Origin of the sequence: Pandoraea vervacti, assembly GCF_000934605.2 — a bacterium.
Taxonomy (GTDB): Bacteria; Pseudomonadota; Gammaproteobacteria; order Burkholderiales; family Burkholderiaceae; genus Pandoraea; species Pandoraea vervacti.
Genome location: NZ_CP010897.2, coordinates 2,555,003 through 2,578,557 on the forward strand (window position 1 = coordinate 2,555,003; position 23,555 = coordinate 2,578,557).

At 62.9% G+C, this 23,555-nt stretch carries 10 protein-coding genes; 4 read left to right on the forward strand and 6 right to left on the reverse strand.

Annotation, left to right across the window (positions count from 1 at the left end):
• Nucleotides 1-213: 213 nt before the first annotated feature.
• On the reverse strand, nucleotides 214-1,575 hold the full coding sequence (gene gor / locus UC34_RS11535) for a glutathione-disulfide reductase (protein WP_044458032.1): 1,362 nt from the start codon (nucleotides 1,573-1,575) through the stop codon (nucleotides 214-216).
• A 539-nt stretch (nucleotides 1,576-2,114) separates the two neighbouring features.
• Between gor and UC34_RS11540 the strand changes: the two genes are divergently transcribed.
• The 4 genes from UC34_RS11540 to UC34_RS11555 all read left to right on the forward strand — a co-directional run bounded on the left by UC34_RS11540 (nucleotide 2,115) and on the right by UC34_RS11555 (nucleotide 6,078).
• Nucleotides 2,115-2,624: a hypothetical protein gene (locus tag UC34_RS11540; protein ID WP_044455674.1), complete on the forward strand. Its 510-nt coding sequence runs from the start codon at nucleotides 2,115-2,117 to the stop codon at nucleotides 2,622-2,624.
• Between the two features lie 433 nt (nucleotides 2,625-3,057).
• Nucleotides 3,058-4,548 (forward strand): DASS family sodium-coupled anion symporter, encoded by a 1,491-nt coding sequence (locus tag UC34_RS11545; protein ID WP_044455675.1) that lies wholly within the window; start codon nucleotides 3,058-3,060, stop codon nucleotides 4,546-4,548.
• 26 nt (nucleotides 4,549-4,574) lie between these two features.
• Nucleotides 4,575-5,627 (forward strand): Ldh family oxidoreductase, encoded by a 1,053-nt coding sequence (locus UC34_RS11550; RefSeq protein WP_044458033.1) that lies wholly within the window; start codon nucleotides 4,575-4,577, stop codon nucleotides 5,625-5,627.
• Between the two features lie 16 nt (nucleotides 5,628-5,643).
• On the forward strand, nucleotides 5,644-6,078 hold the full coding sequence (locus UC34_RS11555; RefSeq protein ID WP_044455676.1) for a F0F1 ATP synthase subunit epsilon: 435 nt from the start codon (nucleotides 5,644-5,646) through the stop codon (nucleotides 6,076-6,078).
• Between the two features lie 58 nt (nucleotides 6,079-6,136).
• Here the strand turns inward: UC34_RS11555 and UC34_RS11560 are convergent, their stop codons facing one another.
• The 5 genes from UC34_RS11560 to UC34_RS11580 are packed head-to-tail and all read right to left on the reverse strand — an operon-like array spanning nucleotide 6,137 to nucleotide 23,541.
• The gene (locus tag UC34_RS11560) at nucleotides 6,137-9,043 is read right to left on the reverse strand and encodes an RHS repeat domain-containing protein (RefSeq protein ID WP_052810991.1); all 2,907 of its coding nucleotides are present in this window, start codon (nucleotides 9,041-9,043) and stop codon (nucleotides 6,137-6,139) included.
• Nucleotides 9,040-13,653 carry a SpvB/TcaC N-terminal domain-containing protein gene (locus UC34_RS11565; protein ID WP_044455677.1) on the reverse strand — a complete coding sequence of 1,538 codons (4,614 nt, stop codon included), beginning with the start codon at nucleotides 13,651-13,653 and terminating at the stop codon, nucleotides 9,040-9,042. The genes UC34_RS11560 and UC34_RS11565 overlap by 4 nt, the downstream gene beginning before the upstream one ends.
• Nucleotides 13,654-13,680: 27 nt before the next feature.
• Nucleotides 13,681-16,368, reverse strand: coding sequence for a hypothetical protein (locus tag UC34_RS11570; RefSeq protein ID WP_044455678.1), 2,688 nt, complete (start codon nucleotides 16,366-16,368; stop codon nucleotides 13,681-13,683).
• Between the two features lie 46 nt (nucleotides 16,369-16,414).
• The gene (locus UC34_RS11575) at nucleotides 16,415-19,099 is read right to left on the reverse strand and encodes an Ig-like domain-containing protein (protein ID WP_044455679.1); all 2,685 of its coding nucleotides are present in this window, start codon (nucleotides 19,097-19,099) and stop codon (nucleotides 16,415-16,417) included.
• Nucleotides 19,096-23,541 (reverse strand): Tc toxin subunit A-related protein, encoded by a 4,446-nt coding sequence (locus tag UC34_RS11580; RefSeq protein ID WP_044455680.1) that lies wholly within the window; start codon nucleotides 23,539-23,541, stop codon nucleotides 19,096-19,098. Before UC34_RS11580 ends, UC34_RS11575 begins: the two co-directional genes overlap by 4 nt.
• Nucleotides 23,542-23,555: the final 14 nt, after the last annotated feature.

Below are 23,555 nucleotides of genomic sequence, written 5' to 3' on the forward strand. Positions count from 1 at the left end.
CCGACGCGGGCGGTGCGACCCGCGTCGATGTCAGCGCACCTGACAGTGTGCGTGTCGGCGGCCATATCCATGCCCCTCGCGATATACCTCTCAATGCCCCACAAATCCGTCGATCGATGCACCGATCATTGCGCCCTCACTGCGCCCTCACTGCGCCCTCACTGCGCCATTACGGCGTCCTCACAGCGCAGCTTAGTGTGTCGAACCACGCGGTCATGCCACCGGCGTGCGCATCGTCACCCATTCTTCGGCTGCGGTCGGATGCACCGCCAGCGTGCGATCGAAGTCGGCCTTCGTGGCCCCCATCGACAGGGCCACACCGAGCAACTGCACTTGCTCGCCGGCGTGATCGCCCACCATATGCGCGCCGACGATCTTGTCGGTCGCACCGTCCACCAGCAACTTCATCAGCGTTTTTTCCTGGCGACCCGACAACGTTGCCTTGAGCGGACGGAACGACGCCTTGAAGACCTTGAGCTGCGCATACTGCGCACGTGCCTCGCTTTCCGTCAGCCCAACAACACCGATTTCCGGTGTGCTGAATACCGCCGTCGGAATACGCTTGTGATCGACCCGCGTCGGGCGTTCTCCAAACACGGTATCGGCAAACGCTTGTCCTTCGCGAATCGCCATCGGTGTGAGATTGACGCGATCGGTCACGTCGCCCACCGCGAAGATCGACGGCACGTTGGTGCGTGAGAATTCGTCGACGATGACGGCGCCGTTATCGTTGAGCGCGACGCCGCTGGCCGCCAGGCCCAGCCCTTGCGTGTACGGCACGCGCCCGGCTGCGCTTAACAGAACGTCGGTTTCGTGCGCGCTACCATCCGAGAGCGTGACGCGCAGCCGGTCCTGAACCTTCTGCGCACGCTCGACGGTGCGCTCGAGCGCGATCTCGATGCCGCGTTCGCGGTAGGCCGCTTCGAGCGCCGTGCGCACTTCCTCGTCGAACCCGCGCAGCAGATGCGCTCCACGATGCACGACCGTCACTTGCGAGCCCAGACCGGCAAAGACCCCGGCAAATTCCAGCGCAATGTAGCCGCCACCGATAATCGTGATGCGTTCGGGCAGCGATTCGAGATGAAACACTTCGTTGGACGAAATCGCGTGCTCGCGACCCACGAAGTGCGGCTGGTCGGAGGGACGTCCGCCGGTTGCGATCAGGATATGGCGCGCCGTGATGCGCTCACCCGTGGCGGGCAGCACCACCGTATGCGGTCCCTCGACCACGGCGCGCGCGGCGACGAGCGCTGCGCCCGCGCGTTCGAGGTTGGTTCGGTAGATGCCTTCGAGCCGGGCGATTTCCGCGTCCTTGCGGGCGATCAGGGTTTTCCAGTCGAAGGTCGGGGAGGGCACCTGCCACCCGAAACCAGCGGCATCCTCGAATTCGTCGGCGAAGCGGCTCGCGTAGACGAGCAGTTTCTTCGGCACGCAACCCCGAATGACGCAGGTGCCGCCGACGCGAAACTCCTCTGCCACTTTTACTCGGGCGCCGTATTGCGCGGCGACACGCGCGGCGCGCACGCCGCCCGAACCGGCGCCGATCACGAACAGATCCACATCGAACTGGGACATTGCTGACTCCTTGATGTCATTGGGTGCATCGGATTGCGTGTCGATGCCCATAGATGAATGCGTTGAGCGATTGTGCCAGAGACATGCGCCATACATCCGAGCACCCCTGCGTTTTAGGGGACGTCCGATGCACGGCTCGGAGTGCGCCATGGAACGCGCCGCATCGTCGTCTGATGAACGCTGACCTCACAAGACCGGTTCAACGTCAATCGGGGTTTTCGCACGATCGTGCATTTTTGTTGACGCATATCAATGCGTCAGGCGAAACGCGGACCGACAATCGGAGGCGTCGAAGGTCGATCAATGCTTCACCGGCGCGTGATATGCAGGTCCATGAGGCCTGACATGTGCGCGGCGCCGATGATTTGTCGCAGCAGCCCGATGTTTCTGAAATGAAACACTTCTCGGAAATTTTTCGGACTTCTCGCGAATGGTGGAATTAGAAGTGCATAAGAATCAAAAGGTTGTCGCTCGTGGTCCGGAATTTGCTGTGAATGATTCAGGACAGGCGGGACTCACCGCCGGCACACGAGGATGTCATGACGAAGTCGCTTACCCGCCTCACGGGCGCCACGTCGGCGCTGGCGTTGTTGTGTTGCTTCTGGATGGCGGCATCGGCACATGCCGCCAGTCCAACCGCCACTGCGAATCACTCCGGTGTGTCGGCGACGAAGTCCATAACGGCCAGCAGTACACAAGGCGCCCGGCCTTCTCGGGCCGCACGCGTCAGGCGTGCGGCCCGAGCGTCGGCCTACTCGCCGCCGGGGTCACCACCGCCCGCGCTCGTCGGCGCGGCGCCCGCTCCCTGGCACGACGTGTTCGCGCAGGCGGGCGCCTGGGCCCCCGATCCGGTCATCGTGAGCGGTCGGACGTTGAGCGGCACGCTGGGCAATGCCGGACTGACGGACGGCGTAGAGGGTCTGGTGACCGGGCCACGTGCCGGGCTGACCGGCCTGTACCAGACCGTCTGGCATCGCGCGCTGACCAACCCCGCGTTGAGCACGCAGCTTTTCGCCGGGGCGCCGGAATACTTCGGACTGCATTTCTAAGTCGTCGCTCGCCGGTCCGCCGGACACGCGACACGGCTGAACGCCGCATTCCGTTCCCTGTTCACCGCCCCGTTGATCGCATCGTCGATCGCCTCGTTGTTCGCCTCGTTGTTCACCTCATTAATCATCTCGCTGATGACCCCGCTAGTCGCCTAATCGAGTGCTCGGGTGAGCGCTCAGTTGTGCGCTCGGCTGCGAGGCTAACCACGCATCGCCCGAACCCGGGCGGCGCTGGCCTTCGTTGCGGGTGCCTCGACCCGCCTGCCGGCGGTGCGTGCGGGGTCGATGCGACACGCGCTGCGGCTTGCGCGTGCACTTCCCTTGTGCTTGCCTCGCCAAGTTCAATGCGGGTAGGATTAACCCGCAGTTCAAGCGTGGCATTTTCCCAAGACATGCCGACTGCTGGCATGCCATTCCGTTCTGGAGCCCCCCTATGAGCACGCCTGACGTATCTGTGCAAAGCCCTCCCCAGAAAAAAGCGATTCCTATCGGGCTGTTTGCCGGTGTGATCGTGATGATCGCCGTGCTCCTGATCCCCATGCCCGACGACCTGCCGGTCGCGGGTCATCGCATGCTGGCGATTCTCGCCTTCGCCGTCGTCGTCTGGATTACGGAAGCCGTATCGTACGAAGCCAGCGCCATCATCATCACGTCGTTAATGGCATTTCTCGTGGGCACGGCGCCCACGGTGCAGGACCCCAGCGTCGAATACGGCACCTCACGCGCCATCAGCATGGCGCTTGCGGGGTTCTCGAATTCGGCGCTCGCGCTCGTGGCCGGCGCATTGTTCATCGCCGCGGCCATGACACTCACCGGCCTGGACCGGCGTATCGCGCTCGTCACGCTCTCGAAGATCGGCACCAGTACCCGGCGTGTGATGATCGGCGCCGTGGCCGTCACCATCCTGCTCTCGCTCGTCGTGCCCAGCGCGACAGCGCGCAGCGCCTGTGTGGTGCCGATCATGATGGGCGTGATCGCCGCGTTCGGCGTCGACAAGCGCTCGAACATTGCCGCCGGGGTCATGATCATCGTGGCGCAGGCCACCAGTATCTGGAACGTCGGCATCCAGACCGCCGCTGCGCAAAACCTGCTGACCGTCGGGTTCATGGACAAAATGCTCGGCGAGCGCATCACGTGGGCCGAGTGGCTGGTGGCCGGCGCGCCCTGGGCCATCATCATGTCGGTCGTTCTGGTGGTGCTCGTGCTCAAGATGATGCCGCCCGAGGCCGACGCCATCGCCGGCGGCAAGGAGGCCGTCGAGGCGCAATTGCGTGAGATGGGGCCGATGACGAGCGCACAGAAGCGTCTGTTGGCCGTGTCGATCGGTTTGCTGCTGTTCTGGGCGACGGAAGGCAAACTGCATCGCTTCGACACCACGTCGGTGACCTATGTCGGTCTCGTGGTGCTCATGCTGCCGCGCTTTGGCGTGATGACCTGGAAGGACGTGCAGTCGCGCATTCCCTGGGGCACGGTGATCGTGTTCGGGGTCGGCATCAGTCTCGGGACGGCATTGCTCACGACGCAGGCAGGGCAGTGGTTGGGTAACCACGTGGTGGCCGCTACCGGTCTGGATACGTTATCGACATTGTGGATCTTTGCGATCCTCGCCGCGTTCCTCATCCTCATTCACCTGGGTTTCGCGAGCGCCACGGCACTGACCTCGGCCATGCTGCCGATCCTGATCGCGGTGCTCCAAACGCTGCCCGGCGACTTCAACCGGTTAGGCATGACCATGCTGCTGGGCTTCACCGTCAGCTTTGGTTTCATTCTGCCGATCAATGCGCCGCAGAACATGGTGTGTCTGGGCACCGATACCTTCACCGCGAAGCAGTTCGCGAAGGTCGGGATCGTCGTGACCGTCATTGGTTACGTTCTGCTGCTCGCCTTCGCCGCGACGTACTGGCGTTGGCTGGGTTGGCTGTAATGCGCGCCGCCGAACAAGGAGCCACCATGCGAATCCCCCTGAAAGACGCCGTCGACTTCGGCAAGCAGTTGTTGCTCGCGCAAGGCGTGCCGGACGACATCGCGCTCGACGTTGCCCAACATCTCGTGGAGTCCGACCGCGTGGGCTATGCCAGTCACGGTCTGTCCATTTTGCCGACTTACCGAAAGGTGTTGGAGGACGATCAGGTCAATCCGACCGGACGCCCGACCGTGCTCACCGATCACGGCAATCTGCTGCTGTACGAAGGCAATCGCGGTTTCGGGCAGCACGTGGGGAAATTCGTGGTCGAGCATGCGATCGCGCGCGCGTTCGACAAGGGCGTGGCGATCCTCACGTTGCGCAACAGTCACCACCTCGGCCGCATGGGCCAGTATGGCGAGATGGCGGCCCATCAGGGGCTGGTGTTCATGGCCTTCACGAACGTGACGAACCGTCAGCCGATGGTGGCGCCCTACGGCGGCAGCGAGCCGCGTCTGACGACGAATCCGTTGTGCTTCGCCGGACCGTTGCCGAACAATCGTCCGCCGCTCGTGGTCGACATGGCGACAAGCGCGATTGCCATCAACAAGGCCCGCGTGCTGGCGGCCGAGGGCAAACAGGCACCGCCGGGATCGCTGATCGACGGCTACGGCAATCCGTCCACCGACCCGAATGCGCTCTTTACCGAACCCTTCGGCGCATTGTTGCCGTTTGGCGGACACAAGGGTTATGCGCTGGGCATCGTGACGGAACTGCTCGCGGGCGTACTCTCGGGCGGTGGCACGATTCAGCCGGAGCACCCGCGTGCGGGCGTGGCGACGAACAACATGTTCGCCATCGTGCTGAATCCGCAGGTCGATTTCGCGGCGACGTGGCGCTCGCATGAAGTGGAGGCATTCATCGACTATCTGACCTCATGCCCACCGCAGCCCGGCTTCGACCGCGTTCAATATCCGGGCGAGTACGAAGCGGAAAATCGCAAGAAGCATCACGATCACATCGACCTGACGACGCCGATCTGGGAGTCGTTGCTCAAGATGGCGACGGAGCTCGGTGTAGCGACGCCGCGCACGTTGTAAGGGAGACGACAGACCCATGGCATTACTCAAGGTGGACGTGGTGAGTACCGAGCGTTCGATATTCTCGGGCGAAGCCCGCTTCGTGGAAGTCCCGGGTTCGGCTGGCGAACTGGGGGTGCTGCCGGGGCACACGCCGTTACTCTCGGGCGTGCGCCCCGGCACCGTGCGTATCGAGGCCGCGGACGGTACCGAGACGTTTCTGTACATCGCCGGCGGTTTCGTCGAGATCCAGCCTGACCGGGTGACAGTGCTGGCCGACACAGCCATGCGCGCCGACAGCCTCGATCAGGCGCGCGCCGAACGCGCACGCGAAGCGGCGGCGGCATTACTGGAGCAGCAGACCGGCGACATCGACTACGCCAAGGCGCAGGCCGAACTGACCGAAGCCGTGGCGCAGTTGCAGGCGATCCGTCGCATGCGCAAACAGAAGTCGCGCACGCAGACGGGGTGAAGGGGAGTCGCCATCGCTCCCTGTTTCCTGTCCCACACGGCGGGGCGTCGCCGTGTGGTCAGTACCATTTGATCGCCTCCATGCCTCTCCCCTTGGACACATGGTAGTCCCCGACGCCATGAATGTAGACCTCCTTTTCAACGTCATTGCGGGTGTATATGAGACGCCATACGCCTCGGCCGCCCTGTCCGTCTCTGACGTCGTCTGCCCAGTAAGAGGTGAAGCCGAGGAGCACCCCACGGGCGTGTTCAATTTTTCCCGGCGTCTCCCCATTCTTGAGTCGTTCCTCCGATTCATCCAGGCTGGCTTTCATGATTCTTGACAGCGTGTAGTCTTCTCTCATCTCTACGTATCGGGTCGACTTGACGATGGTCCATTTTTGCTCAGGCACCGGCGCTTTTACGGGGGCGACCGGCCGTGCGGCAGCCCGTTGCGCGATCGGCACGACTTTCGGCTTCTGTTTCGTGGTCGAAGACGCGCCCGAACCCCGCCGCTCAGCCTTCTCCGCCGCCTTTCGCGCCATTTCCTCCTTTTCCGCCGTGCTTAACGACATTGACGCAGAGAAGTTGGATTCGGAACTATGGGCGGACTTGACACTTGCCTGACTTCGCACGCTCATGTTCGAAGCACGCAGCCCACCGCGGTGGAACGAGCCGATGGAGCTTGAACTGGGTTGACGTCGATGGTTGCCACTGGGGGGCGTGTCGACGGTGGCGTCGGGCATATTGGATTGAGGGCTTTGCGAGTTGGCGCGTTGCCTCAGGGTAGCGGAGGGCGGTTTGCCCTTCGGGGATGCGGACGCGCGTCTGCCTGGCGTCAGTTGACTGGCTGCGGCGCGCGCTTTGCGGGCTTTGCTCGAGAACCAGAAATAGCCTGCCACCAGGAACAGCAATGCCACGAATGCCAACGACGCGATTGTCCCGCCAATGTGGGAGCGATTCGGCTCCTGCGCTGCCAACCCCTGCCAATCGGTCAGCGTCATTGGATTGTTACCGACCATCGCAAACAAATTCAGGCCGTCGACATCGCCTGCCGGATCGGGGGTGATCCAGCGATGCAACCACGGCGCGAGATAGCGGTAGCCGTAGTAGTACAACCCGGTCGCATCGCGCTCACGTCCGGCATATCGCAGCACGCGATATTTCACTTCCACGGCGTGACGGCTCGCCTGCCATGCCGTGCTGCCGAACGGGTAATAGCCTTCTCGGCTCGTGATGTTGGCATCGGCATCGAGTTCGCAGACATTACTGCCCAGCCGGTCGTCGAGCCGGAATCTGATGCTGTCGTTGTCGATGCCTTCGGGAAGTCCCTCGCTCCAGTGGAGCAGTCGAACGCTCGACGCACCGCCCGGCACGGAAGTCACGTGGAGCACTTCGCCTGTAGCGGTGTCAGTGCGAATCTCCAGTCCCGGCAGGTAGCGAACCTCCGCCAGATGGGTGACGCGTTGCGCCACGCGCCGCGTCACTTTGCGTATGCGCCGCCCACCTGCGTCGTATTGATAGTGTTCGTCGTCGTCGGCCGAGTCGTCGCGTGCGATCTGTGTCACGCGGCGCAGTTCGTTGCGTGTTGTCCAGATCATGGACTGCCCCGGCGCAAGCGTGCGCATATTGCCGTTTTCGTCGAAGGCCGCATCGAAGTCGGGCGGCGCATCGCCGTCGTTCAGAAGCGCGCGATTACTGGTAGCCGCGACGACCATCTCCGACGTGAACGGTCTATCGCCTGTGTGTTCCATACGGGTCAGATTGCCGCCGTGGTCGTAGGTGTATCGACGCACATAGGGCACAAGCAACGTCTCGTCGCCCGGTGTCGGCAACTCGGGGCCTTGCGACGGCCGTGCGCTTTCCCGGCCGGTCGCCTCGACGAGCCGCGACATCGTGTCGTACGTGTACAGGCTCACGCCGTCCGTGCGTCGGTTGCGGTGAAATCTTGTCGCGACGGTCAAATCCTCGATCCGGACCACGTTGCCCACCGGATCGTATTCGTAGAGCAACGCCTGCACCGTGCTCCCATCGGCTTTGCTCGCACGTTGACCGATCATTCGCCCGTCGGTCTCGCGGTAGACGAATTCACTCGTGACACCATTGCCGGCGGTTTGCGCGCGCAAGTTGCCCATGGGGTCGTAATGCAGGTCCTGCACGATGATCTGTTCGCTGCGTTTGCCCGCTTGCAGCAATGTGGCGGTCTTGAGCGCACCGGCGACGTCGACGCGCTGCGTCGTCGTATTGCCGCAAGCGTCTGTCTGACGCGAGACCTCCCCGAGCGCGTCGGCATGCCATGTCGTCGTCCATTCGGTCGCCTCAAGCCACGTCTCGCGCTCGCTCTCGTCTTCCGGCCAGTCGGGTGACTCGACTTCGTTGAGAAAGCGTCGCGTCTCGGTCAATGGCTGTCCGTTCAGATCGAAGGCTTCCCAGTGCAGGCTTCCGGCGGGGTCGTCGTGACGGATGCGCTGCGCGCAGGCGTTGGCGTCGAAGGCGTCCGGCCCGGCGTACGCCATGCGCTCGGTACAGCGCTCGGACGCCTCGTCGCGAGCGCCCTCGAAGATCGCCGTCGGGCGGGCGAGCGCGTCGTACTCGAAACGTTGGCGACTCCCCCTGGCGTCCCAGCCCAAGCGGGGCAGGCCGGCGACATCGAGCAATGCAATCTGCCATCCGGCATCGACGCTTTCGGAGCGCAGCACCTCGCCCGACAAGCTGTGCAATGTCGTTTGGTTTTGCCCAGCGCCGGATCGAAGCGTCGAGCGTTTGCCCGACGTCAACGCCGATGCGCCAAGTCGCGGGTCTTGTTGCGAGGTGAGACGCTGTCCCGTGCTCAGGTGATGGCGCGTGACCAGCGCGGTGGTCTCGTCGCGATCGGGGCTACGCAGGTACTCGACACCGCGCGCGGTTGCGCCGCGAGCATCGACCGCCGTGACGGACGGCGTGTAAGCATGCAGTGAGGCATGCAGTGAGGTTCGACGCGTCGTCATATCGATGCTTTCCCGGTCTCGCCAAGGCGTGCCTGTTCGCGTTCGTGCGCCGTATCGTTTTCGTCCTCCGAAACGGTGTGCCACGGCCAGTAGGTCTCTCGGCGCAGATATCCGGCCGCCGTTACGGTCACGGTGGGGCGGCCCAGCGGGTCGTAGGACTGACGGTCGCAAAGACCGAACATTCGCATGGCGGCGTCGTCGACATAGCGATGGCTGTTCGCGAAATAGGGCCGATAGGCACGAACCACGAGCCCCTTGTTGTCGTACTCCACGCGCTCGCTGACTCGCCAGCGCGGATTGGCGGGAGCGACGACCGGCTGTCCGTCGTCGTCGATGGCGAGCGAGCCGTCGTCGAGGACCTGATAAGCGGCGCCTGGCGGAACCAGCTGCTTTTCCTGAAGTGTGCGGGCGAAGCCGTCCGAATCGACGAGGTGCATGCGGATCTGCCGCTCGGGGTCGTCCGGGTAACGGTCGGCGAGCAAGTGCAACCCGTGCGGTGGACGGCGATGTGTCGCGAGCAGGGCGGCGGCGACTGCGTCGGGCATGGCCATTGCCGCTGCGTCGTCTGCCGTGTGGTCAGTCGTGTGGTCTGCCGTGTGGTCGATATGCGCCACGCCTGTTCCGCCATCACGCCCGTGGCGGCGCGCACACTGCGCCACGACGTCTTCTGCGCGAGCGCGTGCACTGGCCCGCACATAGCCTTGCGGCGTCACCCAACGATGCCGGGCCCATGTCTGCCGGACGTCCTGCGAGGGCAGGTGCGTGTCCTCCACGCGGCCCATCCACGACAGTGCATCGAAGAACCACGCGTTGGCAACGTCCTGAAGGGCCGCTTGCGGCTGGGCGATAGCCTCGTCGGGCGATGTGACATCCCGCAAGTAATCGGACATTGGCATGAAGCCTGCGGGCTGACCCTGAATCGTGCCGTGGATCGTGCTGGCGACGAGCCGCCCGAGACCGTCATAGCGCGCTTCCTGCGTAATCCTGTTGGGATCGGTCACGCTCACTGGCTGCATCGTTCGGTAGTCGATGACCGCCTGCGTGGCGCAGCCGTCTGCGGTGACCACCCGGGTCTGCGCGCAGTGATACGCGTCGTATTCGAGCGTGGCGTCGCCCAATAGACTCGCCTGACGCCACGTCCGGACGTGATGAAACGTATCGAGCGGGCCATATGTCGTGCAGTCCCGATGTACCGCCCACAACGTCATTGGGTCCTCCGGCAGAAAAGCCTGCATGCGAACGTAGCCCGCCGCCTCGAGTTCGACATCGAGTTCGGTCTCGTTGAGAACGTCGTCGTAAGCGCTCAGGGCAATCGCGTCCAGTTCGGCGTGTTCCTCGTACTCGACCAGCCCGGCCAGGAGCAGCGTTGCGTCGTCGTTCGTGACGTAATGGATCTCGGACATGGCGCCAAGCTCGCGTTCGTCCGGAGCGGTGAGCGGCCCGTCGCCTGCGATGAACGACTCGTAGCTGATGTTCGAAGGTGGCAAGTTGCCCGCATGGAATGCCAACGCGTCGACGCGCGAGCGCCAGGGCATTGCGGCGCGCCACTGGTCGTCGGTATCGAGGCCTGACCAGGCGAGCTTCGATTCGGATACGTAGCTGATGCGCTGGGCGTCGTCATGTGCGTCCTGCCACCAGCGAATCTGCCAGACATCGTCGTCATCGAACGGCGGCGGGCCCTCGCGTCGCGCGTAATGCACCTGCACCGCATGTAGCGCTGCGCCGTGCGCATCCCACCGCAGGCCGATCGAGTGGTCGCAACGGGGGTCGCTCGGCTGCCGCTCGTAGTGATGTTCACGCGTCTCCAGCACGAGCGGCCGTACGACCGAATGCCGCAACGCAGGGCCGCGCGGTTGCATCATGCGTATCAGATGGCGGGTTTCGGCAACGGTATAGGGCGACGCCGTCGCGACATCCATGCCGAAGATTTCCACACGTCGCACCGAACCGCTCAATGCCCGCGCCATGTCAAGGCGCGCCTCGTTGTCCCAATCGTATGCGGGGGTGTCGACGTTGTCTCCGGCATCGAAATGGCAGCACAACGTTGGGCCAAGCGGCAAGGCGTCGGGATCGCTGTCGTCGAATTCGTCGGTCCGAACGTCGTCGGCCTCGTCACGCCCTACGTGGTACCACGTGCGCGTGAGTTGCGGCGCGGTGAAGACATCGTCGGAACTCGACGTCCCGGCGGGCTGTTCGCTGTCGTAATGCAGCACGAGAGCGAAGCCGTGCAGCTCACGCTCGACAGGATCGTAATAGCCTTGACGGTATTGGAATCGTTCACGGCGTTCGCCGCCGGTGATCTGGTCGACTTGCGACTGCTGCGCGACAAGCGGAATCGGGAACGGAATGCCGCTGCGCGCCGGTCGGTCAAGGGCGGTCAATTCACGCTTTTCGTCGAGCCATTCCTGTGCCGAGCTGCGGTAGCGAATCGTTGCCGCGAGCCCCATGTTGTTGTCCGAGGCTTCGAGCAGGTAGGGCTTGCCGTGGGGTGCAAAGTCGCATCGCCAATGTCGGGGCGTCAGATGCGGCACGGTCTGCGGCACGCTCAGCACGAGACTGGCGCACCCAAGCCCTTGCAGGTCGGCGATACTCACCTGACAGGTGCGGTCGTATCGCACGCCAGCCGGCCATGAGATGCGCCCGGCCCCCGACCATCCATTGCCGCTGCCGTTGCGGAAGATCTGTGCGGCGTCCGGTCGCAGATAGATCAGGTCGACGGCGCCGCTGCCGTCGAGGTCGGCAAGCCTCACGTGCGAAACGTCGAAATCCTCGGCATCGAAAGGCAACTTGCCGAACAGGCGGGGAGCGCCGAAGCGGCCATGTCCGAGGTTGGGCCATATCGTCACGCCATCGTGTCTCACACGAACCAGCTGCGATTGGCCCGCGCCGAGAAAGTCGGCGAAGGCGATCAGCTCGGCGCGGTCGTCGGATATGCCGGGCAGGGGCGACTCCTGTGCGATGTCGACCGGCGCGGCGAATCCCGCTTCGCGTCGGTTGGCATACAGTCGCACGCTTCGCGGCCCGATCATCGCAAAGTCCTGTAGCCCGGCGCCCGTCAGATCTGCCAGTTGTCCGCGAGGATCGGTGAATTCCGTGGGGAATGCCGCGAAGGGAAGAAAGGTTGACCATTCACGATCCGGACCGATGCTGAAGTACCCCGCAAAGCCGGGTTGGACGACGAGCCAGTCGAGTCGTCCGTCGCCGGTCAGATCGGTGAGCGTTTGTTGCATCGGTGCCTGCGCGTCGGATATCGGGACACGGTCGAGCCGTACAAGCGGGCCGAAATGCATGCCGTCATTGGCGTCGCTGGCGTCGCCGGCATCTTCGGCGCGCATGGGTTCCCGGTAGTACCAGCCACCGCTTGCGCGGTGCAGCACGCCAGCGATGCCTTCTCCGTACAAATCCACCAGTTGATACGCCTCGCCGTCGTTCATGCCGGGCATATCGGGCATGGGAACGAATGCATCGTCGTCGGCACCGGGCAAGGTGAAAGCGGTGTAGGTGAACTCCAGTGGTGCGCCGAATGCGACCACGTCGTCGGCGTCGTAGCCCATCTCGTGGGCGGCGCTCAGTCTTGTGCACGTGGTGTTCTCGTCGTATTCCAGCAGTGTTCTGCGCACGAGCACCGGTGCGTCGCCGAGTTCGTCGAAACGATGAAACATCAGCACCTGATGGCACAAACGCCGTTTGCGAACCTCGAAGCCGAACCCAAAGGAGGAGAACGGGTCCTGACGCACGGGCCACGGTGTCTGCGGTGCGTAAGTCGGCGCTTCGTCGACGCCGGTGGCGCGCTCGCCGAAGTCGAAGACCAGTTCGAAATGCCACGTCCTGTCGTCGGCTTCGCCGAGTAGCGAGGGCGGTATCAGACTGGCGACGGCGTTGCCGTAGCACACGCGTTGCAGGTAGTGCGCGTCGGCGCGATGCTGCGCCATTTCGTCGCCGGTGTCGTGTTCGTCGTCACGGGCGTACTCGTAGCGGATCTGTTCGCCATTCGGTGCGACGGATTCGTCGAGCCACCATTCGGCGATGCGGGGCAGATCCACGTCGGGATCGAGCGACGGCGCCTGCGTGCGAGTGCGCTTGCCAAAGACGTGGACGGCCCCGGTGGCGTCGTGCATGAGCCAGAACCATTCGCCATCGGTTTCGCCGCGCCATGATTCGATACGTACCGGCTCACCGAGGACACGCGGCAAGTACTGCGTGACGGTGTAAGACTGGGCAAGCGACGCGCCGCGAAAGGTCGACATCGTGCGGGTGACGGGCTGACCGTTCGCGCCGATCTCGGGAACGATGACTTCACCGGTGGGGCCGATGAGGTCGTCGGTCAGGTTGCGGTCGTCGAAGCGCGGCGTGCCTTTGCCTGTGCGCCGGGCGACGCGAGGCCGCGGCATCTGCCACCCCTGACCGAATTCCGACTTGCCCGCCTGGCTGCTGTAACCGAGCGACAGGGCGGGCGCGAACCCACGCCCGCCGGAGATGGGCAACGCGATGGAGATCGTCGCAGCGCCTGTCGCGCCCACGGTGCCGAAGCCGTTGCCGACGCTATGGATCGCGCCGCCGCCCTTGGGCAGGGCGGGCGGGTGGATGGCGAGATTGGCGGTGTCGTTCATTTCTCGTCCTCATCGGGTTCGCAACGCCTATGTCCAGTGCAGCAGCACGCGGTCAATCGCGCGTGAATCTCCCGCCACGACTCGATATAAGTCCACGATCGGAGAAAATGCGGTGTCGCTGGTCAGGCGCGCACAGGCGACGTCGCCGAATGCGAACGGATAGATGAGGCTGTACGGCGGCCCGATGGTGTTGGTCAGGCGATAGTGCTCACCGGGCTGATGGCTGGTGTATGTCGGCCATTGAACGTAGATGGATTCGTCGACGGCGGCCGACCTGACGGGCGCATAAAGGAACGGTGGCTCCGGGAGATAAAATCTCCCCGGATGGTCTTTTCGTGTGTCGACATCGAAGTCGAAGTGAAACGTCTGCGCGAACGAGCCGATTGCGCGGATATGCGCGACGACGATTGCCGAATAGTCCCCGGGTTCCAGGTCCGTGTCCAAGCGTATTGAAAGGGTGGACTCGGCTGACGTGGACGCACTCGCGATGTATGGGCCAAGGGTTTCACCGTTTGCCTGCCGTAGCCGGATCTCCACCGCATCGTCGTACGTGCGCCCCGCAACGGGATGCGTGCCAACGCCGTCCATGAAGTATTTCCCGACAATGGCATATACGCGCAGGTGAGGCGTGGCGTACTGCTCACCGAACTCCGGTCGGGCGGGATAGATGACGGCGATGGCCGTCGACTCGTCCGGATCCGAGGGCGTTCGCCTGAAATCGACGCCGTAGCGTTTGGCCCGTTCGCCGCCGACGATGGTGACTTGCGCTGGCGAATACAGATCACGGTCCTGACGGTAGGTCACGGGAAACACGAACCCGCCTTCGGCGTCGGTGCGCTTGGCGACGTTGATCGGCATGGACAGTGCGCCCTCGACAATGGCGGTGTCCGGTATCAGGCTCGCGATGCAGCACGGCGCGTTGGCAACCGGCTCGCCGCCGGGAATTGCCCGCGCTTCCACCCGGATGCCGTTCCCCGAACCGTAAGACGGTCCAAAGACGAAAACCTCGCCACGCATGCTTGTTTTCGGCGTTGGTAACGCGACGAGATCGAACGGTCTGTCCGCGACGGTGCCATGCGTCGAGATCGGTGACTTCCACGGCTCGCAGGCGAAGTCGAGTTCGATGAAGTAAGCGGGGGCGTCGGCATCGGGATCGACCGTGACGGTCCATTCGAGGCCGTTGGCATCGATTTCGCGAAAAACGCCTGGCGGGGGCTCGAAGCGCAGGGCGCCGTTCGCCGGTAAATCACCGGTAATGCGGAAGTCGACGGCACATTGCCTGTTGAGCGAAACGTTGTCCGACGTTGGCTTTAGCGTCAACGTGTGAGGAGACGATTGCGCGCCGAAAACGACGCGACCTTCGACGGGGTCGATTTCTCGTCCGTCCATCGTCAGAATGAACTGAGTCCAGGGTAATGACGAAATCGTTCGAACCTCGACGGACGCTTTCAACGGGGCTTCGTTGTAGGGGGCGTCGATTGCCGCGGTCACTGTGGCATCTGCCTTTGGGAGAAATTCGAATTCTGCCCAGCCCTCATCGTCGGTTCGTGTCGTCCCGCTATCGACGCCATTCACCTGCCATTGGACGGGCACTCCGGTCGCTGCGATTGCGGCGGCGGTGTTTAGCACGCGTGCGCGCACGAGCGCGGTCTCACCCAAAGGCAGGCACGGCCAGTAAGCGGGTGGATCGACGGATTCGAATGCCAGTTTGAAATGGCCGGTAATGCAGTCAAGCGGGTAGGGTGGGGCGTCGAAGATGCTCTCGACGACGATGGTGTTTGCGATGTCGGGATCGGCCTTTATGTCGCATCGCAGCGTCCAAGGGCTTCGGGCGAGTTGGGCATCGTCACCGGGGTCGACCGGCGCCGTGGGCTCGATTGTCAGCCCGTGCGCATCCGCGCCGTTTTCGTCGTCCCAGTAGGCGTACGCTGGCGAGCCGGCATACTTGCCGTCGGCGCTGCCTGCCCAGCCGCACGCATCGTCGATCGGGAGGGCGAGCACGTGCGCGGCGCCGATGCAGATGGGCAGTTTGCCGTCGATGGTCCAGCGCGGGACAACCCCATCGAGCGAGACGGGCACCGGTGAATCGTGAAGCGCGAGCGCGGGCAGACGCAAGTTGACGGCGATGCCCGGGTCGCCGGGGACTTGAATCAGTGCACCGGAGATATGCACTTGTCCGGGGCGAACCGGCCAGTCCGGCTCACGTCCGTCCTCGACGTCGTTGTTCGGATCGTCCGGACCGTCCTGACCGACCTGCGGCGGATCGTCTCCCTGTTGCCCCGAGGCGAGATGAAGTTCGAAGGCGTCGTCGCGCGCGACTTCGGGAACGTCGGCCTCGATGGTGAGCCATTCCCCTGTGTTGCGGGTGCCATCGCCGGGAACCGGCAGCGGGAGCACGACGCGCTGCCCCGATGGATGGCTGTACAACGTGGCGCTGGGTTCCGGCGGCGTCTCATTCCGGGTGGGCTGATAACGCATGTGCAGACGGTATCCCAACCCGACGCCCCCAAGCACCATGGGGTCGACAGGCATCGGCACCCGCTTCGAGATGAGCGTCGTGCCCGAAATATCCAGATACGTCCGAACGCCTTCGACCAGCCTTAGCGAGACGCCGCCACTGCCGTTGACGTTGGTCCACCCGTCACGCCAGTCGTTGCCGAGGTTGCCGTAGGGCAGGAGGCTGCGGTGGGTCTTGCGGTTGCGTGGCTTGGCCATGGTGGGCTCCGGAATCGGCGTGAGTCGGTTGAGGTCGACCGTGCGGCTATACCCAGGTGAGATCCATCGTTGCGACGATACGGCCGCGGTATTTGCTGAGCATTCGCTCTAACCTTATGCGGGTCGTGGTGGGCGTCGAACTGCAAACTCGAGCGGTAGCCACCTCACCAAAATCGAATGGCAGTATCGTGGCCTCGTCCACTTTCGGTTCAATCAACAGCTTGTACTTTTCGTCGGGAAGGGTGTTAGACCAGGTTTGCCATTGCAGGAGAAATGGTTCGCCTGCGGGCAAGGTGGTCACAGGACAATATAGGTACAGTTCGTGGACGGGATAGTCCACGGGGTCGGGACTAAAGTCCATGTTGACGTGATCGACGGTCGTCGCGCGGTCGAAGTCAAAGAAGTACTCCTTCTCCATGTCGCCTTTCGCGCGCACGTGGGCCATGACAACGGGGGCGTACTCTCCGTGTGGCAAATCCAGATCAAGGCGGGCCTGGATGTGGATGGACGTCACTGTGGGCTTTACGCTGGTCCATTCTGGTTTGAACACATAGGGTCCCAGACGGGAACCATCGGCCAAATCCAGAAGAATTTCCGCATCGTTGCCAAAACTCGGCACGGGGTCGACGTAGCGGGATCGGTAGACGCCCATGCTGATAAACATCCGAAAGTGCGGGGAGGCAAAGGCGTCTCCATATTCAGGCCGGCCCGGATAGAGCGTGGCGAGCAAGGCGAGATCCTGGGGGTTGGACGGCGTGCGTCTGCATTGCATGGGATACCGCTTGACGGCTTCGGCGCCCACAATCGTGAATGCCTCCATGGGGTACAAGTGGAGATAGTCGTCGTACGAAACGGGAAACACCGTACGCCCATCGGCACCGGTAAGTTGCGTCTTGCCCAAGGGAATCGACATGGCGCCCGCTTCGATTGCCGTCGGTGGGTAGACCGCCCCAATGCTGCATGGAATGCCGGGGCGCGGCAGGCCGCCATTGGCAACGCGTGCCTCGATGATGATGCCTTTGGTCTCTTCCGCTCTGTTGTACACGGGGCCGAAGACGAATGCGTCATCGCGCATGCAAGTCGCATCGGTCGGAAATGCGAAAAGCTCAATGGGTCCTTCCACGACGACGCCGAAGGCGGAAAAGGGCGATTGCCACGGCTCGCAATCGAATTTGATTTCAAAAGGGAAAACTGGATCCCCGGCGGGTCCGGTCAAGGTCCATTCGAGCCCGTCTGGCCCCATTTCACGAGCGACGCCCTGTGCCGGATTGAACGAGATGTTCTCGTCATCATCGATGTCGTTCGAGGGGGCGTAGGAAATTGAGCAGGCTTTGCCGATCGAAGCGTTATCCGCCACGGGTTTTAACGCCAGCTTATGAGATGCCGCGCCTGAGTAGATCAACAGTCGACCGTCGATAGGCTCAATGACGCGTCCGTCGAGCGTGAGCGAGAAACACTCCCACGGCAGTCTGGAAAGCGTCCGGACTTCCACCGACGCGGCGGCGGGAGCTTCGTTGAAAGGCGCATCGGCAATGGCGGTCACCGTGGTGTCTGCCTTAGGCGTGAAAGTCACGCCCACCCAGCCGTCCGCGTTGGTGGTGGACGTACCGATATCGACGCCGTCCGCTTGCCATGTGACGCGCAGACCCGCGCTGGGAGTATGCGTGAGAGCGTTCATCACGCGGGCACGGACATGGGCGGTTTCGTCCAGCGGCACACACGGCCAATAGTCAGGCCCCTGGATGTCTTCGACATAGACCTTGAACTCGCCAGTGATGCAATCGAGTGTGAAGGGCGGGGCGTCGTAAGCGCTTTCGAAGGTGATGCCGTGCGTGACGCCGGCTTCGGTCTCGATGGGACAATCCAGTTTCCAGGCGTCTCGCGCGAGTTGCGCGTCGTCGTGCGGGGCGGTAGGCGCGGTAGGCGTGAGCGTCAGGTCTTCGCTGCTGCTGTCCTGCCAATACGCATAGGCCAGCGATCCCGGATATGTGCCGTCGGCACTCCCGCCCCATCCGCAAGCATCGTCGATGGGGAGCGTCAGTGTGTGCCGTGCACCGATGCAGATGGGAATCTTGCCGTCGACCTTCCAGCGTGCCGCAACGCCATCGAGCGAGATGGGCAACGGGGCGTCGCGAAGCGCAAGCCCTGGCAGGTGCAGCCGTACCGACACGCCGTCGTCGTTGGGATCTTGAATCAACGCGCCGGAGATGTGGACTTGTCCTGGACGCACCGGCCAGTTGGGCTCGCGTGCGTCGTCGGCGGGGTCGTCAGGCGGCGCGTCGTCCGCCTGCTGTCCTGAGGCGAGATGCAGTTCGAATGAGCTGTCCCCCGCAACTTCAGGAAAATCGGCTTCGATAGTGAGCCATTCGCCGGTGTTGCGCTTGCCGTCTCCAGGAACCGGCAGCGGGAGCACAGCGTAGTGCCCTGACGGGTGAGCGTACAACGTGGCATTGGGCTCAGGCGGCGTTTCGTTCTCGGTGGGTTGATAGCGCATATGCAGTCGGTATCCCAACTCGCTGCCTGTGAGCAACTTGGGATCGACAGGCATCGGCACCCGCTTCGAGACGAGCGTCGTGCCCGAAATATCCAGATACGTCCGAACGCCTTCGACCAGCCTTAGCGAGACGCCGCCACTACCGTTGACGTTGGTCCACCCGTCGCGCCAGTCGTTGCCGAGGTTGCCGTAGGGCAGGAGACTGCGGCGGGTTTTGCGGTTGCGTGAGGTCTTCACGACATCCTCCGATCGGCATCGACATCGTCGAAAAACGTCTCTTCAACTTCCTTCGCGAAGGTCGGACCACCATCCGCTGCGGTGTACTCGATATGAATGACGATGTCGGTAATCGCGGCCAGCGTTTCTTTATGTGGCGACACGCCGGGGCGTGCGAACTCGATTTGCCATGTCGAGATGGCCCCCATTCGTTCGAAGGGCTCGTAACGATCGTTGTCGAAGAGAAAGCGCATGCCGGTGCCGTCGTCGTCGAGGCCGGTACTTACCGCCACCTTGGGCGTCATGCGAAGGTTGTGCCGGACATACTGAGAACTGCCTTCCGTATCGGCAGGGTTATAGACGTAGCGCATCGCCCTGATGTCGGGCTTGATCACGAGCAGGCTACCCAGTTGGGTGAGCGTCATGTTCAGTGTCTGATACGGCCCGATCACTGCGGGGACGGTTACCGAGACCCGTCGCAATTGCCGCAGATAGAGCCCGGGATGGTCGGCGTCGAAGACTTGGCTGTTGAGCGAGAAATCGAGCTTGCCGTCCCTCTGCAATTTCTGAAGATCGTCATCCCATGTCGCCGCAAGGTGCGCTTTGAGCGAGATATTCTTCTTGATGACCAACTGACGCTCCCGGCGATGCAGGAATGCTGAATCCATCTTGAGCAGGGCGAGCGACAGAGATTCTCCGGCGGTCAGTCCGTAATAGCCGTCGAGCCAGTTGCCGGGCTCGATGAAATGCGTTTCATAATCGCCGACTTCGTACTGCCATCCGGCCTGTGCGGCCTGACACAGCGTGGTCGTGGCGTCGAAAGCCTGAAAGTAGAGGGTTGCCATGCGACTTTGCAGCCAGCGATAGAGCGAGGCCCGGCTTCCGCGCGTCTGCGTGAGGAACGTGTACATTTCCTCGGCTTGCGCCATGGCGCGGGTCTGCTGCTCGAGCGACGTACGGCTTGCCTGAATTTGCACGTCCTGTGCGGCAAGTTGGGTGTCGATCATGCGTATCTCGGCATCTGCCATCTCGCGCTGAAAGGCCCATTCGACCCGGCGACGCCGGAACCCCTCGGCGCGATCGAGCAACTGGGCGCCCATCGTCAGGGAATTCGAAGTGACTTCCATTCCTTTGGCAGCGGCGTGGCCGACTGCGCCATACTGGGCGCCGCCAGTGGCCATCCCGTAGATGTTGGGAATGGAATCGGCGATGGCTGCTGCGAGCGAAGCGATGGGGACCATGGTCTGATAGATCTGCCCGGCGGCGAGTAGCGCGGTGGACGAGAGTTCCATCGGCGACACGTCCTTGTCGAACATTTGCTTGAACCAGTCATGGCGCATCTTCGCGCTCGCGCGAGCCGCGAGCATCGAATCGCGCACCGCTTCGGCGTGGGTGAGCATCTCCTCCTGAGTACGAATGATGAAGCGCGACATTTCGATCACGTGCTGCTGGGCGATTTCTTCTTGCTGTGCGCGCTCCCCCTGCTCCATGTACTGCCGCACCAGATTGCCGAATTGGCATAGCGTCTGGACGGCCTGCTGGGCGTGCGGGAGGATCGTGGCGAACCGGAACGGCAGCACCAACAACCCGCCACCGATGTCGCGACGATGCAAGCCGCCGTCTCCCGACTGCGCCCGCATGAGATCGAACGGCGAAACCGGCGTGTCGTAAAGCGGCAGCTGCAGTGGTTTGCCATCGATGGTCAGGTGATGCCGGAGGTTGAACAGTCGCGACGAAATCGTTTCCCAAAGCGAGAGCAGGTCGAGGTTGAGCGGTAGACGGAATGCCGGATGCGCGAGAAGTTCTGCGTTCAGCAAGCCCCCAGGTGTCGGGGGGAGATTCGCAAGGTCGTCGTCGGTGATCTGGGCCTCGATGGCGGCGAAACGCGTGGCGTCGTGCTGTGCATCGAGCTCCCTGAGCGACGCCGGCGTCCAGTGCGGCGCGCTTTTGAAGTCGGGGGCCTGCCCCATCATCCGCGCGGCACGGACATACAACATTTTGCCTTCGGTAAGACTGTCGCGCGACACTTGACGGTAAAGCATATCCCCCCACTCGATCAGCGTCTCCACGTAGTCGCGAAACACGCGTTTGCGGTAGTGCACGGGGTGGCTGTAGGCGATGGCGTCGGGGTCGGCGGGCTCGGCCACTTCGTAGCTGTCGTCGCCGTCGTCCACCAACGGCCGCACACGCCAGTAGCGTGGCGTTTCTGATTTCGCGGCAAGAATGGGGCGCGCTGGATCGAAAAGATAATTGAGCCAGACGAGTGCGTCGCCATAGCTCATCTCGGCGCGGAGCTGATAGGCGACCAAATGCGGCAAGTGGAAGAAAATCTCCCAGAAATAGCGTCCGTTGGCCCCGGTGAAGTCGATTTCCTCAGGCGTATCGGGAGTGTCGGGGAACGGGGGTTCTTCGGTGGTTTGCGCGTCCCAGTCGAGCAGGCGTTCAAGGGAGATGGAAGCGCGCTGAATCAACGCACCCGTAAAAGTCGTGTTCAGGCGGACGTCTTTGGACGACAGATCGTCTTCGTCGAACCTCAGGAACTGGCCGCCACGCGTGCCATTGACGATCTCGGGCAAATCGCCGACCTGTTCGGCCAGCGTCACCTTGTAGGTATTGCGCCAGGAGGCGGGCGAGACCGCACCGAAGGAGAACGTGTGTTCAAATTTCTCTGCGTCTGCCAGTGGGTGCTTGGACGTTACGCTGATGCCGCCATTGGCGACCAGGATTTTCCGCCACGACTGAACGCCCTCATGCGAGAGCGAAAACTCCACGAACTTTGGCACGGTGTCGCCGCTGAGGAGGTCCCCACGGAAGTGGGGGTCAACCGGTGGCAGCGTGAGGATGGTGAGATCATTGACGCTCAGTCCGGCCCCCTCGTGAAATGCGGCTTCCGAGATGTTCAGGATACGTTCGGCATCGGAACCGCTTAGCGTGAAGTACTTGTAGGGCGTGGGATCGTAAATGTCCCAGGTCGCGCCGATCAGATTCCCGGACGGCATCTTGATCTGTGCCCTGACCAGGTGGGGGTGCAGAGCCTGCATGACGACGTCCACGCGACTGTCGGTGGCTTTTGTCATGTGCAGGGACGCGACGTTCCGGTACCCGCCGATCGGATCGCGAACCTTGAGCAACAATCGGCCCGTCCTGAATTTGAATTCGGGGACGACCGCCGTACACAGCGCCGTGACTTCCAGGTTGCCGCTCGGACGCTCGCTGCTGCCCGTCACGAAGTAATTTGCCCGAAGCGACAACTGCGATGCGATGCGTGAATCGGTCGGCGATGCCTTCCCCTCCGGTGTGGCGACGATGTTCGCAACGTACAGGTTCTTCGGGTCGATGACCGCTTCGAGATTCGGAAAGCGGTTCTGTAAAACCAGCGAGCTGGCAAAGCGCCCGGTGGCAAGCGCGCGAAGCGTAACGAGGTGAGCGTCGGGCGCAATGGGATTGAACAGGGCGTCCCACACGTGGGCGCTGTCGAGCGATGCGTCGTCCTTTGCGATGAGAGCCACCGCCATCGACGATTCGCTCGGATTTGCGGCATCGACTCCGATAGCGATGAGACGAAAGTCGGTGTCGCGATCCGCTTCGATCTCGCTAATGAGCGTTGCTGGCGCCCAGAGCCCGTTCAGGTCCACGAACGCGTAGTGCAGCTTGAAGTGCCAGGTCGATGTGCGGATGCCGGACGCCGGCGGCAATTTCCTTTCGTGCCGCTCCACCCATATGACGAAGAGCCTGCCGTTCACGCAGACGGGGCGAATGTGCGTGACGTCGTCGGACATTTTGGCCCCGATCGGTTGCCACTCGCCCCACGCTGTCGGACTGAGACGAGTCTGCTTTTCGCCGAGGAACACGTTGGCCTTGCGCCAGTAATACTGTCCCGGCACGGCCTTATGCCGACCGATGAAGTAGTAAGGTGCGTCGCGCCGGTCCGAGCCGTCGATGTAACCGCTCATCACGTCGAGATTGGCCACGTGTTCGAAGGCGCGCAGGTAAGAAAGAATCGCCACGCGCGCGCGATCCTTGTTGAGTCGGGCCTGTCCCAGGTCGTTTTCCAGCGTGCGGAAGAACTCGCTTTTCCGAATGCGTAGTGTCGGGTCGATGTAGTTTTCAGGGTACGAGCGAAGTTGCTCTGCGCCCGCCCAGATGTCGTAGCGCGACTCCCAGTCACGCCAGCGCGCCACGTCGTCCGTATCGAGCGGCTCGGCGAAGCCGGGTTCCTCGCCGGCGTGAACGGCGTGAATGTAGCGTTGCAGCGACGCAATCAATTCGCCGACGACCGACGTGGTCGGCGCGGTTTCGACCAGATGGTCGAGCAATTGATAGTGGTTGAGGTCCTCGGTCGTGACCGGTGTGCCCTGGGCGACTTCTGCCCTCACCACTACCTGTCCGAGGTAGAAGTCGGTCAGGGCACGCTGGCGGGTTCTGGCGAATACGTCGTACATGCCTCGGATGTCGTCGCTCATGAGGTGGCTCCTGA

What these genes read in the sequence shown, in the direction of transcription:
- UC34_RS11560 (WP_052810991.1), bottom strand. Translation starts at nt 9,043, where the DNA reads ATGACGACGCGTCGAACCTCACTGCATGCCTCACTGCATGCTTACACG.
- UC34_RS11545 (WP_044455675.1), top strand. Translation starts at nt 3,058, where the DNA reads ATGAGCACGCCTGACGTATCTGTGCAAAGCCCTCCCCAGAAAAAAGCG.
- UC34_RS11580 (WP_044455680.1), bottom strand. Translation starts at nt 23,541, where the DNA reads ATGAGCGACGACATCCGAGGCATGTACGACGTATTCGCCAGAACCCGC.
- UC34_RS11565 (WP_044455677.1), bottom strand. Translation starts at nt 13,653, where the DNA reads ATGAACGACACCGCCAATCTCGCCATCCACCCGCCCGCCCTGCCCAAG.
- gor (WP_044458032.1), bottom strand. Translation starts at nt 1,575, where the DNA reads ATGTCCCAGTTCGATGTGGATCTGTTCGTGATCGGCGCCGGTTCGGGC.
- UC34_RS11555 (WP_044455676.1), top strand. Translation starts at nt 5,644, where the DNA reads ATGGCATTACTCAAGGTGGACGTGGTGAGTACCGAGCGTTCGATATTC.
- UC34_RS11570 (WP_044455678.1), bottom strand. Translation starts at nt 16,368, where the DNA reads ATGGCCAAGCCACGCAACCGCAAGACCCACCGCAGCCTCCTGCCCTAC.
- UC34_RS11550 (WP_044458033.1), top strand. Translation starts at nt 4,575, where the DNA reads ATGCGAATCCCCCTGAAAGACGCCGTCGACTTCGGCAAGCAGTTGTTG.
- UC34_RS11540 (WP_044455674.1), top strand. Translation starts at nt 2,115, where the DNA reads ATGACGAAGTCGCTTACCCGCCTCACGGGCGCCACGTCGGCGCTGGCG.